General features: G+C 61.0%; 14 protein-coding genes and 1 pseudogene. 7 read left to right on the forward strand and 8 right to left on the reverse strand.

The features are described 5' to 3' along the window. The first annotated feature begins 241 nt into the window (after window positions 1-241). Genes AAFO90_RS22480 through AAFO90_RS22495 form a run of 4 tightly spaced genes read left to right on the forward strand, consistent with a single transcriptional unit; the run spans window position 242 to window position 4,926 of the window. Complete coding sequence (locus AAFO90_RS22480; protein ID WP_065272948.1) at window positions 242-901, forward strand: ATP-binding cassette domain-containing protein; 660 nt, start codon at window positions 242-244, stop codon at window positions 899-901. Then, entirely contained in the window at window positions 879-2,573 is a 1,695-nt protein-coding gene (locus AAFO90_RS22485; RefSeq protein WP_347510858.1) for a capsule biosynthesis protein, read from the forward strand. The genes AAFO90_RS22480 and AAFO90_RS22485 overlap by 23 nt, the downstream gene beginning before the upstream one ends. Before the next feature lie 4 nt (window positions 2,574-2,577). Beyond that, window positions 2,578-3,411: a 3-deoxy-8-phosphooctulonate synthase gene (gene kdsA, locus AAFO90_RS22490; protein WP_065272946.1), complete on the forward strand. Its 834-nt coding sequence runs from the start codon at window positions 2,578-2,580 to the stop codon at window positions 3,409-3,411. A gap of 18 nt (window positions 3,412-3,429) precedes the next feature. Then, window positions 3,430-4,926: a phosphomannomutase/phosphoglucomutase gene (locus AAFO90_RS22495; protein WP_274832943.1), complete on the forward strand. Its 1,497-nt coding sequence runs from the start codon at window positions 3,430-3,432 to the stop codon at window positions 4,924-4,926. Window positions 4,927-5,043: 117 nt separating this feature from the next. Here the strand turns inward: AAFO90_RS22495 and AAFO90_RS22500 are convergent, their stop codons facing one another. Continuing rightward, window positions 5,044-6,975, reverse strand: coding sequence for an AsmA family protein (locus AAFO90_RS22500; protein ID WP_347510859.1), 1,932 nt, complete (start codon window positions 6,973-6,975; stop codon window positions 5,044-5,046). Between the two features lie 148 nt (window positions 6,976-7,123). Between AAFO90_RS22500 and AAFO90_RS22505 the strand changes: the two genes are divergently transcribed. Continuing rightward, on the forward strand, window positions 7,124-7,972 hold the full coding sequence (locus AAFO90_RS22505) for a hypothetical protein (protein WP_347510860.1): 849 nt from the start codon (window positions 7,124-7,126) through the stop codon (window positions 7,970-7,972). Here the strand turns inward: AAFO90_RS22505 and rimO are convergent. The 5 genes from rimO to AAFO90_RS22530 all read right to left on the reverse strand — a co-directional run bounded on the left by rimO (window position 7,969) and on the right by AAFO90_RS22530 (window position 11,360). Beyond that, entirely contained in the window at window positions 7,969-9,375 is a 1,407-nt protein-coding gene (rimO, locus tag AAFO90_RS22510) for a 30S ribosomal protein S12 methylthiotransferase RimO (RefSeq protein ID WP_347510861.1), read from the reverse strand. The genes AAFO90_RS22505 and rimO overlap by 4 nt on opposite strands. A 194-nt stretch (window positions 9,376-9,569) precedes the next feature. Next, on the reverse strand, window positions 9,570-9,842 hold the full coding sequence (locus AAFO90_RS22515) for a DUF6455 family protein (RefSeq protein WP_347510862.1): 273 nt from the start codon (window positions 9,840-9,842) through the stop codon (window positions 9,570-9,572). Window positions 9,843-9,870: 28 nt separating this feature from the next. Beyond that, on the reverse strand, window positions 9,871-10,140 hold the full coding sequence (locus tag AAFO90_RS22520; RefSeq protein ID WP_347510866.1) for a DUF6455 family protein: 270 nt from the start codon (window positions 10,138-10,140) through the stop codon (window positions 9,871-9,873). A gap of 102 nt (window positions 10,141-10,242) precedes the next feature. Next, window positions 10,243-10,590 (reverse strand): YigZ family protein, encoded by a 348-nt coding sequence (locus AAFO90_RS22525; RefSeq protein ID WP_116560358.1) that lies wholly within the window; start codon window positions 10,588-10,590, stop codon window positions 10,243-10,245. A gap of 35 nt (window positions 10,591-10,625) precedes the next feature. Further along, the gene (locus AAFO90_RS22530; RefSeq protein ID WP_347510863.1) at window positions 10,626-11,360 is read right to left on the reverse strand and encodes a M48 family metalloprotease; all 735 of its coding nucleotides are present in this window, start codon (window positions 11,358-11,360) and stop codon (window positions 10,626-10,628) included. Between the two features lie 173 nt (window positions 11,361-11,533). Between AAFO90_RS22530 and AAFO90_RS22535 the strand changes: the two genes are divergently transcribed. Then, a complete protein-coding gene (locus AAFO90_RS22535) occupies window positions 11,534-11,800 on the forward strand; it encodes a hypothetical protein (RefSeq protein WP_347510864.1) in 267 nt (88 codons plus the stop codon). On the opposite strand, the gene AAFO90_RS22540 is transcribed toward AAFO90_RS22535, so the two are convergent. Beyond that, window positions 11,795-12,073 carry a DUF167 domain-containing protein gene (locus AAFO90_RS22540; RefSeq protein WP_065272938.1) on the reverse strand — a complete coding sequence of 93 codons (279 nt, stop codon included), beginning with the start codon at window positions 12,071-12,073 and terminating at the stop codon, window positions 11,795-11,797. The genes AAFO90_RS22535 and AAFO90_RS22540 overlap by 6 nt on opposite strands. A 189-nt stretch (window positions 12,074-12,262) precedes the next feature. Between AAFO90_RS22540 and AAFO90_RS22545 the strand changes: the two genes are divergently transcribed. After that, window positions 12,263-12,679 carry a hypothetical protein gene (locus tag AAFO90_RS22545; RefSeq protein WP_347510865.1) on the forward strand — a complete coding sequence of 139 codons (417 nt, stop codon included), beginning with the start codon at window positions 12,263-12,265 and terminating at the stop codon, window positions 12,677-12,679. A 21-nt stretch (window positions 12,680-12,700) separates the two neighbouring features. On the opposite strand, the pseudogene AAFO90_RS22550 reads toward AAFO90_RS22545, so the two are convergent. Then, window positions 12,701-12,792: pseudogene (locus AAFO90_RS22550) on the reverse strand (IS5/IS1182 family transposase); the annotation flags it as partial.

Genomic DNA, 12,792 nt, shown 5'->3' on the forward strand with positions numbered 1-12,792 from the left:
CGATCCTGAAGTTCTTTCGGGAGACCCTGCCCAACCAGTGGGAAACCTTCCGAAACCAAGTGTCAGATAGCTTCAGGGTCGTCACTCACGAAAAATTTCGGGTTTTGGCGTAAGCACGGTATAACCAAACCTGATCAAATCGCCGCGATCAGAACCGTGGCACAGTGCAGCGGTCCTTTTTAAGGGCCATCCGAGGCAAGAGGCCGGACAACGGACCAGACAGGCAAGACCGGAACAAGCCATGCTTGAGTTTGAAAATGTCAGCAAGTCCTTCTGGACCGGCACCCAGCGCAAGGTGATCCTTGACCGGGTGTCTTTTCGCGTGGAGCTGGGCAAATCCATGGGCATCCTGGCCCCGAACGGCACCGGCAAGACCACTCTGATCAACATGATGGCGGGCCTTGAGAAACCGGACGAGGGCGAAATCCGGCGAGGCTGCAAGATTTCCTTTCCGCTGGGTTTCATGGGCGGCGTCATCAACCGCCTGTCCGGCATGGAAAACAGCCGTTACATCGCCAAACTCTATGGGCTGGACCCGGATTATGTCGAAGCCTACTGCCGCTGGCTTTGCGGGCTTGGCGAATACTTCGACCAACCCCTTGGCACCTATTCCTCGGGCATGCGGGCACGGTTCAGTTTTTCGCTGATGCTGGCGCTGGATTTCGATATCTATCTGATCGACGAAGGCATGCCCAGCACGACCGATGTGGAATTCAACCGCAAGGCCGGCTCGATCCTGCAGGAGCGCCTGCAGACGACCACCATCGTGATCGTGTCCCACCAGCCTAAGACGCTGGAAAAATTCGCCCGCTCCGCAGCCGTTCTGATGGACGGGCAATTGCATATGTTTGAAACCTTGGAAGAGGCAAAGCAGCTCTATGACTACCAAACCCAAGGCTAAGAAATTCCGCATCCGCCGCACATCGAGCAGCGCCGCCGCTGCCGCTGCAGCGCGCCCTGTCGAGGCCCCAGGCCCCGACAGCAGCGCCAAAGCCGCAGGAGCAACAACGCAGGCCAGCGCGTCTGAGGTCAAGTCCACTCAGGCCACGGCTTCAGCAGGGCAAAAAGACGCGAAACCCAGCGCCGCGACCGGGCAGGCAATGTCCGGCCAGGTCAGCAGCGCGCGTGAGACCAAGACCTCCACGGATATCGACGAGATCCGCCGCGAAGGGCTGACCGGCCGTCAGCTGCGCATGGCACGGCGCGTGGCGCAGCAGCACAATCTGCCGGTTACCTCGGATTTCGAAGCCGTCCGCCTGCTCCGCCTGAAAGGGATTGATCCCTTCAAGCGTTCCAACATGCTGGAACTGGTGGTCCCGCAGAACAAGGCCCGGCCAGAGGGCGCTCCGGACCCCGGTGCGATCCAGCTGCCGCAGACCGTGCCCGCCGCCAAGACCACCCTGCCCTCGACCGAGCTGAGCCCGGCAGAGCGGCGCAACAAAGAAATCCAGGAAATCCAGCGCGATATCGCCAAGCGGCGGCGTCGCAAGCTGTGGCTGCTCTTGGGGCGGCTCAGCTTTTTCGTGATGCTGCCGACGCTGATCACCGGATACTATTTCTATGCCGTGGCAACGCCGATGTATTCGGCCAAATCTGAATTTCTGGTGCTCAAGGCCGACAGCGCCGGCTCGATGAGCGGTCTGCTTTCGGGCACGCAATTTGCCACCAGCCAGGATTCAACCGCGGTGCAAAGCTTTCTGCAATCCAAGGAAGCCATGCTGCGGCTGGATGAAGAAGTCGGCTTCAAGGCGCATTTCACCCAGGACTGGATCGACCCGATTCAACGTCTGGACCCAGCCGCAAGCAACGAAAAGGCTTACAAGATCTACTCGCGCAACGTCAAAATCGGCTATGATCCGACCGAGGGCGTGATCCGGATGGAAGTCACCGCGGCTGATCCGGTGGTCTCTGCGGAATTCTCGGACCGGCTGATCTCCTATGCGCAGGAAAAGGTGAACCACCTGTCCGAACAGAAACGCTCCGATCAGGTGGGCGAGGCAGAGGCCGCGCTCGAACTGGCGGAGACGAAACGCCGTCAGGCTCAGGAACATCTGGTGCGGCTGCAGCAAAAAGGCGCGGTTCTGGACCCCGAAGGCGTGATCCTGTCGCTGCGGTCGCAGATCTCCACCTTTGAGGTCCAGCTGCAGGAGAAAGAGCTGGAACTGGCCGCCCTGATGGACAACGCCCGCCCCAACCAGGCCAAGGTCGCCGGTGCCGAGGCGGATATCTCCCGTCTGGAGGCACTGATCCAGCGGCTCAACGACAGGATGACCGATGCCGCTGCAGGCGAAAACTCGCTCGCCAGCCTCAGCGTGCAGATCCAGATGGCTCAGGCCGACCTTGCGACCCGCGATCTGATGCTGCAATCGGCTTTGCAGCAAGTGGAAACCACCCGCATGGAGGCCAACCGTCAGGTCCGCTACCTGACCACCGCGGTTGAGCCGGTTCCAAGCGAGGAACCCTCCTATCCGCGCAAGTTCGAAAATACGATTTTGGCTTTCCTGATCTTTTCCGGTATTTACCTGATGTGCTCGCTTACAGCATCCATTCTCCGGGAACAGGTATCCTCATAACGCCATGAAACACATCAAAATCGCCGGGCTGACGATCGGCAATGACTGTCCCCTGACAGTGATTGCCGGCCCCTGCCAGCTGGAAACCGCCGACCACGCCCGCATGATTGCAGGCAAAATGAAAGAGGCCTGCGCGGCCGCCGGGGCGCAATATGTGTTCAAGGCCTCCTACGACAAGGCCAACCGCACCTCTCTGTCCGGCAAGCGCGGCCTTGGCCTCGACGAGGGGCTGAAGGTTCTCAGCGATATCCGCCGGGAATTCGACGTGCCCGTGCTGACCGATGTGCATACCGAGGAACAATGCGCCGTAGCCGCCGAAGCCGTGGATATCCTGCAGATCCCCGCCTTCCTGTGCCGCCAGACCGATATGCTGCTGGCAGCGGGCAAGACCGGCAAGGCCGTCAACATCAAGAAGGGGCAGTTTCTGGCGCCCTGGGACATGGCCAATGTGGTGGCCAAGGTGGAAAGCACCGGAAATGAGAACATCCTGCTGACTGAACGGGGCGCCTCCTTTGGCTACAACGCGCTGGTGGCGGATATGCGCTCGCTACCGATCATGGCGCAGACCGGCTATCCCGTGGTGATGGATGCCACCCACGCGGTGCAGCAACCCGGTGGACAGGGCGGCTCTTCGGGTGGCAAGCGTGAATTTGCGCCTGTCATGGCCCGGGCTGCCGTTTCCCTGGGCATCGGTGCGGTTTTCATCGAGACCCACGAAGATCCCGATAGCGCCCCCTCGGATGGCCCCAATATGATCTATCTCGACCAGATGCCGAAACTGATCGAGACGTTGATGGCCTTTGACCAGCTCGCCAAGGCAAACCCGATTTCGATTTGATGCCCGAAAGTGAATTTAATGACTAAACCGATCTCCCCCGTCACCCCGAACACCTGGTCCTTCCTGCGCGATCCGATGATCACGCCGACCGGTTTTCGCGAATATGACGCCCGCTGGAAATACCCCGAGGAAATCAACCTACCCGGCATGACGGCCCTTGGCCTTGGCCTTGGCACCCAGATCCACAAACGCGGGATTGAGCCGGTGATCGCGGTCGGCAATGACTACCGCGACTATTCGCTGGCGATCAAGCAGGCGCTGATCCTGGGCCTGATGCAGGCCGGCATCCGCGTCAAGGACATCGGCCCGGCGGTCTCTCCCATGGCCTATTTCGCGCAGTTCCATCTGGATGTGCCTGCCGTCGCCATGGTCACCGCCAGCCACAACCCGAACGGCTGGACCGGCGTCAAGATGGGCTTTGAGCGCCCGCTGACCCACGGCCCGGATGAAATGGCCGAGCTGCGTGATATCGTCCTCAATGGCGAAGGCGTGGCCCGCGATGGCGGCTCGTATGAATTCGTCGATGGCGTCAAGGAAGCCTACCTTGATGATCTGGTCGGCGACTTCAAGATGACCCGCAAGCTGAAGGTGGTCTGCGCCACCGGCAACGGCACCGCGTCGGCCTTTGCCCCAGAGCTGTTCGAGCGGATCGGCGTCGAGGTGGTCCCCAGCCACAACGAGCTGGACTACACCTTCCCCAACTACAACCCCAACCCCGAAGCCATGGAAATGCTGCACGACATGTCGGACAGCGTCAAAGCCTCGGGTGCGGATTTCGCGCTTGGCTTTGATGGCGATGGCGACCGCTGCGGCGTGGTGGATGACGAAGGCGAAGAGATCTTTGCCGACAAGGTTGGCGTCATCATGGCGCGAGACCTCAGCAAGATCTATCCGAACGCGACCTTTGTCGCTGATGTAAAATCCACTGGCCTTTTTGCCTCGGACCCCGAGCTGCAGAAAAACGGCGTCAAAGCCGATTACTGGAAGACTGGCCACAGCCACATGAAACGGCGCGTGAAGGAAATCGGCGCCTTGGCGGGGTTTGAAAAATCCGGCCACTACTTCCTCGCCGAACCGGTGGGTCGCGGCTATGACTGCGGCATGCGCGTGGCGGTCGAGATCTGCAAACTGATGGACCGCAACCCGGACATGAAGATGTCGGATCTCCGCAAGGCGCTGCCCAAGACCTGGTCGACCCCGACCATGTCCCCCTATTGCGCCGATACCGAGAAATACGACGTATTGGAGCGCCTTGTTGCCAAACTGGTGGCCAAGGCTGAGGCTGGCGAGAAAATCGCAGGCCGCGCCATCAAGGAAGTCGTCACCGTCAACGGCGCCCGCGTGATCCTGGACAATGGATCCTGGGGGCTGGTGCGCGCCTCCTCCAACACGCCGAACCTAGTGGTGGTTTGCGAAAGCAGCGACAGCGAAGAAGAGCTGCGCGCGATCTTTGCCGATATCGATGCGGTGATCCGCACCGAACCGCTGGTCGGGGACTACGATCAGACGATCTGATCAAGTTGTTGACTGACTGAAGGTCATTTGCCCGGGCCATGGCTCGGACGACCGCCGCGCCCAGCTTTGGTGGGCGCGGCTTTTTCATTTCTGCACAGGAGCGCCTTCCGGCCCGGCTCAGTTACCCTGCAACAGCCGCAGCAGCTGATCCTTGGCTTCCTGCTCAATCCGGTCCTTGATCACCTCGTTCAGGTCCTGCTCCGGCGCGATCTCGGTCTCCAGCTCCTCGCTCAGCTTTTCGCGCACGCGGTCCTTGGCTTCCTGCTCGATCTCGTCGATCTGCGGCTGCAGGGCGGATTTCAGATCGGGCCGGATCTTTGGCGCGCTCCACGGTCCGGTGATGGCAACCGGGATCGACAGCCCGGCGCCGCCATCCGCCCCCTGCAAGGTGGGCGCGAAACGGTAATCCAGATCCCGCGCGCCCAGACCGATCCGGCCTGCACCTTCGGCCCTGAGCCCCTTGATGATGACCAATAGATCGTTGTTCTGCAGGTTACCGTTTGCGATCGTGTAGCTGCCAGTCAACTGTTCGAACACCGTGCTGCCGCCATTGCCCGAGCCGGAGCGCATCAGGTCCTCAAGGTCGAAACCGGTGAAAAAGCCTTTGCCAGCCTCGAGCCATCCCTTGCCGCTGAGCGAGCGCATGATCGCATCCACCGAATTGCCAACGCCCAGGTATTCGATCTCTCCCAGTGCGGCGCCATGCAAGCGGTCATAGCCCGCCGTCTGCCCAAGCGCCTGTTCCAGTTGGATATCGTTGAAGGACAGCTTGCCGCCCACCGACAGGCCGTTGCGGTTGTTGGCCACAACCTGCCCGGTCACCTGCCCGCCGAACATGGTGGCAGGCTGGGCCTTCAGCACCGCGCGGGCGCGGTCCAGACTGAATGTCAGCTTACTTTCGCCAAGGTTATACCCCGCCGCCGACAGGCTCTGGAAGGTCAGGACAGCGGTGCCGTTGAAGGCTGACAGGACCGAGGCATCAATCTGCTCCTTGGGCCAACCATCGGGCGCACTGCCCGCGCCCGATCCACTGCTCTCGACGGGCGAGTCCAGCCCCGGAAAGGACAGCGCACCAGCCGACAGCTGCGCCGTCACCTCGGGCACATCCGCCATGACAAGATCCGCAGCCCCCTGCAGGGTGTTGCCATCCAGATCCAGTGACAGATCGCGCAGCGCCAGACGCCCATCCGGCGTATAGGTGGCATCGGCGCCGACCACAGCAGCCTGCCCCAGCCCCTTGGGGAGAGAGACCTCACCACCGCCCAGCGCCGCGATGAAACCGGCGCTATCCGTGGTTTTCAGCGTCACCCGCCCCGATCCTGCGCCATCGATCCCGGCCCGACCGTCGAACATCAGCACGCCGCCGGGCCCGCTGACAGTCCCCCCGACCGAAGACACCCGCCCGGTGAGGAATTCCGCAAATGTGCCGATCTCTGCCTTCACCTGAACCGGCGCCTCGACCGGGCGCAACGTCATCTCCATATCCACGGTGCCGCCGGGATCCGGCCAGCTGAGCGCCAGATCGATGGCCTTCATCTCAACCGGGGTGCCGCCATGCGGCGCATAGCGCAACGAGGCCCCGGTCAGGGTCAGCTTTTCGATCTGAACCGCCAGATCGCTGCCCTCTTGCGGGGAGGCGTCAGTCTCCGCACCCGGGGTTGCCTCGGGCGACATCACCCAGTTCCCGGTGCCATCAGCGCGGGTCGACAGGTTCAAATGCGGCAGCAAGGCGGTCACTTCGGTCACCCGTACCTTGCCGCGCAGCAGATCAGCGGCAGCGATCCCGATGGACATCCGCGCCGCGCGCAGCATCGGCTCGGGTCCCGCCCAATCGGCATTCGACAGGGTCACGCCTTCGGTTCTGACCCCAAGCACCGGCCAGAGGCTGAAGCCCACCTCGCCCTGAAACTCAAGCTTGCGGCCGGTCTGCGCCTCCAGCTGCTGCGCCGCCAGCGCCGCGACTTTCTCTCCCGGCAACATGAAGACCAGCCCGATCAACACGGCAAGCGTCAGCAATATTGCCGAAAGAACCCGAATGATCAGCCGCATAGCACCCTCCGCTGCCTGTTTCCCCCGAGGATACAGTGCGCCCCGCAAGGCGCAATAGTGCTGATATGGCAACGCCTTGCAGCCAAGGAGAAAACCGCTCTAAGCTGTTTCTGATTAAGCAATTGCCCGAATGGATTGATTACCTCGTATGCGCGACCTTTTTGAACAGTGGGTAGAGGCATGGAGCGAGAAGATCAGATCCCCGGTTCTGGGTTCGCTCGCGATTGCATTTGTCGTCAGCAACTGGAAACCGCTGTTCTTCCTGCTGTTTGCCGAGGCCCCCGTCTGGCTGCGGATCAGGTATTTCGAACACCACACCGACATCAATAGCCTTGTCTGGTATCCGGTGGTTGCGGGTGTGATCGCCGCCTTGCTCATCCCTTGGATCACTCTTGGTGGCGCATGGGTGGCAAGGCTCCCGAAGTTCCTGCTGCACCGTTTGCAGCAGGATGAAGGTACAAGGCGCGAAAATGAAAAGCTTCGCATAGAGGCAGAGCGAGAGACCGCCAGAACGGAATTTGAAGAAGAGCGCGCAAAACGTGAGGCCGCGGAAGCAAAACGGGCGGCGGATAGGGAGGCCGAGATTATTGCAGCTGGTAGACGGCTGAAAGAGGCGGAAGACGTCAGCGAGGAGACGAAAGAAGATTTAGAGGCGGAGCGTCAGTTAGAGACGCAACGGGGTGTAGACCGGCTTCCCGAAATACTGGTCGGCGACGGAATTCGTCAAGAAATGAACCGATCGATCCTTCAAGTATTAGGAGAGACAGATGGAACTCCATCCAGCGAGGCAATTCGGGATCAAATCGCACGCAAGGGGTTGCTCGGAAAGTATGCCTCCATCAACACTCAGCGAATGGAAGTAGAAGCGGACACAAGTTTCAAAGAGTTGAGCCGTCAAGGTCTAGTGGAACAAACAATGTATGCCGGAGATAACCACTATGGGCTAACAGCAAGCGGCTATCACTATTTTGACATTCTGGAAGCCACGTCTGTCTAATCCACAAAAGCTCCCCAAAGGTCGTACTCCCCGGCCTCGTCCACTTCGACGGTGACCAGATCGCCCACCTTCAGACCTTCGGTGCCCTCGTCGATGAACAGGTTGCCGTCGATCTCGGGCGCGTCGGCCTTGGTGCGGCAGGTGGCGATGCCGTCTTCGTCGATGTCGTCCACGATGACTTGCATGGTCTGGCCGACCTTGGCCGCCAGCTTTGCCTCGGAAATCGCCTGCGCCTTTTCCATGAAGCGTTCCCAGCGCTCCTGCTTCACCTCTTCGGCCACGTGATCCGGCAGATCATTGGAGCGCGCGCCGTCGACGTTTTCGTATTTGAAACAGCCAACCCGGTCGAGTTGCGCCTCATCCATCCAGTCGAGAAGATGCTGGAACTCCGCCTCTGTCTCGCCGGGGTAGCCGACGATGAAGGTGGAGCGCAGGGTGATCTCCGGGCAGATCTCGCGCCAGGCGCGGATTTCGTCCAGCGTTTTCGCCGCCGCTGCGGGACGTGCCATGCGTTTCAACACATCCGGGTGGGCGTGCTGAAAGGGGATGTCCAAATAGGGCAGAAGCGCGTAGTCCGGGTCCGCCATCAACGGGATCAACTCGCGCACGTGCGGATAGGGGTAGACATAATGCAGCCGCACCCAAAGGTCCGATGCAGGCGCCAACTGCCCCAGCGCGCGGGACAGATCGGTGATATGGCTGCGTATCTCGCCCTCTTTCCAGGGGTTCACATCGTATTTGCGGTCGAGCCCATAGGCCGAGGTATCCTGACTGATCACCAGAAGTTCGCGCACGCCTGCATCGACCAGCTTTTCCGCCTCGCGCAGCACGGCGTGGGCGGGGCGCGAGGCCAGCCGCCCGCGCATGTCGGGGATGATGCAGAACTTGCACTTGTGATTGCAGCCTTCCGAGATCTTCAGATAGCTGAAGTGCCGGGGCGTCAGGCTGACGCCGGTGGCAGGCAGCAGGTCGACAAAGGGATCGGGCGCAGGCGGCACAGCAGCGTGCACGGCATCCAGCACCTGTTCATACTGGTGTGGACCGGTGACGGCCAGAATGCGCGGATGATGTTCGCGGATATAATCCGGCTCGGCGCCAAGGCAGCCAGTGACGATGACCTTGCCATTTTCCTTCAGCGCCTCACCAATGGCGTCCAGACTTTCGGCCTTGGCACTGTCGAGGAACCCGCAGGTGTTGACGATCACCGCATCGGCGCCCGCGTAATCGGCAGAGATGCCGTATCCTTCGGCGCGCAGCCGGGTAAGGATGCGCTCACTGTCCACCAACGCCTTGGGGCAGCCGAGCGACACCATGCCAAGGGTCGGCTGGTCTTTGCGCGGGGCATCACCGAACTGGGCTTTCGGGGCGAGGTCGGGGCGGAGGTCTGGCGGATTGCTGGTCATGGCTGCGCGTATAATACGCGCGTGTGGCTTTGGGAATGGATGTTTTCAGCGGGCGCTGGCCGCCGCGCAGCGGCGCCGGGCCCAAGGCTGCCAGTGGGGCCTGGTGCAGCCAGGGCACACGCGGACGCGGGAGAGCCGCCTCTTTGACACCCGCCAGTGAGTGCCACAGGTATTCTTCAGCCTTGTTTGTGGCCTCAGGCCTCTGCCTTTTCCTTTTCGGCGCGAAGTCGCAGCAGAACCTTGGCATTCTTGCAGCAGCCGGGTGCCTCTTCGGCGCTCTCATGGGTCGCAAGCCAGCGCTCGCATGTCTCGATCCCTTCGCAGGCCCGGCAGCGGTTGACCATATCCGCCCAGTCCTCGGAACTGATGCGGCCTGCCTCAAAGGCCGCGACCAGATCGGCCTCGGTGGTTTTGCCCATCAGCCCCAGAAGCCTCAGGTGATACAGCGCGTCCCCCAATGGTTGCATGTCTTGATCCTCCCCAAAGGCTGCCAGATCAGGCGACCGGTTCGCGCAGATATCCCAGCAGATCGTGGTTGCGGCAGTAATCCGGAGTGTCAGCCGCCTGATCTGCACGCGCGGGCGAATGCAGCCATTTCCGGCAGGTCTCGGGATGGGCGCAGCGGGTGCAGCGCAGCACCGCTTCGGCGATTTCATCGAAATTCAGCCGCCCGGCGATGGCCTCTTCCTGAAGATCCAGCCCAACCGCCTGCCCCATTTCATCAAAAAGGGCCGCGTGCGTCTTCAGTTTAGCTTTGTCCTTGATCCCGCAATCATCCATCGCGCGTTCTCCTGGCTGCGTGTCACGCCAGAAAATACCACAGGCCCCGCCCCGGACCTTGATGCAGGTCAATCGCGTGACGCGGGCCTAGGCGGGGTTCAGATAGGCGCGCACCGCGTCCTGCACCCGGCGAAAGCGGTCGCCGCCCAGTTTCTTGCCGCCATACCAGCGGGTGACGATGATCAGATGATCTTGCAGCCCTTCCCGCTCCATCATCCGCAGGATCACCATCCCGGCGCCGCTCTCTCCGTCGTCGGCCTTGAGCGCGCCCGTCGGCAGCATCGCCGCCCAGGTGTTATGGGTGGCCTTGGCGTAGGCGCGGTCGGTTTTCAGTGCCGCCAGCACCGCGTCGACTTCGGCGCGTGACGTAACCCGGGCGCCGGTCACCGCATAGCGTGACCCCCGGTCGGTCAGGACCACGCCCAATTTTTTCATCTCGGGCGCTGCATCTGCAGAGTTTTCCGCCATGATCAATTCAGCCCGTAGCGGGTGATGGTCTGCTGCACCACGCGCACCCGGTCCGGATTGGCCGGATGGCTGCCAAGAAATTTGTCGCCAGGATCCGGCAGGCGATAGAAGAACTGCACGCCAACGCTGGGCCGGTATCCCGCCTGGTGGGTGATAATGGTGCCGAGCTGATCCGCCTCCAGTTCGAATTCCTTCGAATATCCGCGCGCACCGACAATGGCGCCCAGATCCTGTGCGTTGGAGATATCCGCAGCACTGCCTCCGGCAAGGGTGGCAAGCCCGGCCAGCAACACGGAACCCGCCACCGCATTCTGCTGCTGGCGCGCCAGATGCGCGCGGATATGGTGCGCAGCCTCGTGCGACATGACAAAGGCCAGCTCATCCGCGTTGGCGATCTGCCCCAGCATAGAGCGGGTGAAGGTGATTACCGGGCGGCCGGACTGCGACAGGCTCTGATAGGCATTCGGCGGCGCCTTGGCGTCGGGATCGATCCGGATCAGATAGTCGCAATTCATACCACTGGTCTGCGTCCGGCAGGTGCGTTCGGCCACCGGTTCAACGCGGCTGGCGACGGTGGCAAAGGTTGCCCGAGCTTCGGCTGGCGAAAGACCAGACACCCGCGCCCCGGATGTTGCCGGAGCAACCGCTCCGCCACCGGGCGGCGGGGCACCGGGAACGCCGCAGGCGCTCAAAACACTGAGTGCGCAGATCGAGACTGTTTTCAGAATGGAACGCATCGGCCTGTCCTTGACGTCATCGACCGATCATAGGCCGGGATCAAACCAGGGTTCAATCGCAGACAGCCGGATTTTGCAGCCAGTCTTGCAGCCGTCAGCGGAGGTTCGCGTCACATTTCTGGTGCGCGCGCAAACACTTGCCAATCACAGCACCAAGGTGGCAACATCGGGATATGTTTACCATCGAACACGAATTCGACTCGACCGTCGTTACCCTGGTGGATGAGGGCGAGGGCCCTTTGCTGGAAGATGTGACTATCAACGCCTTTGCGGAATGCGTGACTGTGGAGCAATTCGATCCTCGCACCGACAGGGTAGAAAAGATCACCCTCTCCTACAGCCAGCTGCGCGATCTGGCCGCTGCGCTGGACCTGCCCGAAGGCGTTTATCGCCTGGTTCCGGATGAGGCCTCGCCGCAGGATCCCGCATCTGGTTCATGAGCCGCGATAGACGAAAACCTTGTCCCGTGATGTGGCGCCACGGCGCAGCTCCAGAGCAGAGGGCGCAACGCCCATGGCCCGAGCCAGTAAATCCGCGACTGCGGCATTGGCCTTGCCGTTTTCCGGCGCCACGGTGACCGAAACCTTCAGCCCGGCCTCGGTCCGGGTGATCGCGTTGCGCGCCGCCTTTGGCGTGGCCCGCACCTGGATCTCCAGCCCCGCAACGGCCAGGTCCGCAAGGTCCGGTAGATCTTTCTTCTTTGGTTTTCCCATATCGATTTGATGTCCTGCCGCCCCTCAAAACACCAGCACCAATTGCAATGCTGCAACGGTCCGAAACAAGCTGCTGTACAGCAGGTCAGGATCGCTTCAAAATACGTGATGTTAAGTTACGCGGTTCGCACCGCCTGAGATGTGTTTGGTTGGGCCTGCGCGGCTCCTGTGTATTCGGTGTTACCTCCTATGGACAAAAAATCGATCATTCTTGATTTCCTGAATGCCGCCCTCGGAGATCCCGGTGACTTCGATTTGGGTCGGTATTTCACCGAGGAGGCGACCTTTTGCGGACCTGTCACCGGAGGCCAGATCATTCCGATGATGGAATGGGTCGAATTCAAACTCGTTGTACAGGGCCTAGTCGGACCGTCCTCCTTTGAGGTTATGAATGCGATCGAACAGGACGACTGGATCTCGATGCGCATTCGCATTTCAGCCAAGTGCCTTTCGACCGCGGAAATGATTGTCGCCTACGATTGTCTCATGGCGCGGTTTGAAGGGGACCGGATTGCTGAATACATCGGTCACATGGATTACTTCACCTTCTTCCAGGACCTTGGCTTGATCCCGCCCGGCTCGTTGCATGCCTGCCTCAGAGTCTGATTCAAAACTTTTCGAGTGAATTCATTGTCTTGCGAGCATCCGCGTGACGCGGCGGATGTGTGCGATTGTGACCCAAGCTGCCGCGCTGGCGATGGATTTTTCCCAATCCTTCG

Origin of the sequence: Phaeobacter sp. CAU 1743, assembly GCF_039839315.1 — a bacterium.
Classification (GTDB): Bacteria; Pseudomonadota; Alphaproteobacteria; order Rhodobacterales; family Rhodobacteraceae; genus Phycobacter; species Phycobacter gallaeciensis_A.

Coding starts and splice junctions, on each gene's coding strand:
- AAFO90_RS22530 (WP_347510863.1), bottom strand. CDS start 11,360: ATGCGTTCCATTCTGAAAACAGTCTCGATCTGCGCACTCAGTGTTTTG.
- AAFO90_RS22480 (WP_065272948.1), top strand. CDS start 242: ATGCTTGAGTTTGAAAATGTCAGCAAGTCCTTCTGGACCGGCACCCAG.
- AAFO90_RS22500 (WP_347510859.1), bottom strand. CDS start 6,975: ATGCGGCTGATCATTCGGGTTCTTTCGGCAATATTGCTGACGCTTGCC.
- AAFO90_RS22485 (WP_347510858.1), top strand. CDS start 879: ATGACTACCAAACCCAAGGCTAAGAAATTCCGCATCCGCCGCACATCG.
- AAFO90_RS22535 (WP_347510864.1), top strand. CDS start 11,534: ATGTTTACCATCGAACACGAATTCGACTCGACCGTCGTTACCCTGGTG.
- rimO (WP_347510861.1), bottom strand. CDS start 9,375: ATGACCAGCAATCCGCCAGACCTCCGCCCCGACCTCGCCCCGAAAGCC.
- AAFO90_RS22540 (WP_065272938.1), bottom strand. CDS start 12,073: ATGGGAAAACCAAAGAAGAAAGATCTACCGGACCTTGCGGACCTGGCC.
- AAFO90_RS22515 (WP_347510862.1), bottom strand. CDS start 9,842: ATGCAACCATTGGGGGACGCGCTGTATCACCTGAGGCTTCTGGGGCTG.
- AAFO90_RS22545 (WP_347510865.1), top strand. CDS start 12,263: ATGGACAAAAAATCGATCATTCTTGATTTCCTGAATGCCGCCCTCGGA.
- kdsA (WP_065272946.1), top strand. CDS start 2,578: ATGAAACACATCAAAATCGCCGGGCTGACGATCGGCAATGACTGTCCC.
- AAFO90_RS22495 (WP_274832943.1), top strand. CDS start 3,430: ATGACTAAACCGATCTCCCCCGTCACCCCGAACACCTGGTCCTTCCTG.
- AAFO90_RS22505 (WP_347510860.1), top strand. CDS start 7,124: ATGCGCGACCTTTTTGAACAGTGGGTAGAGGCATGGAGCGAGAAGATC.
- AAFO90_RS22525 (WP_116560358.1), bottom strand. CDS start 10,590: ATGAAAAAATTGGGCGTGGTCCTGACCGACCGGGGGTCACGCTATGCG.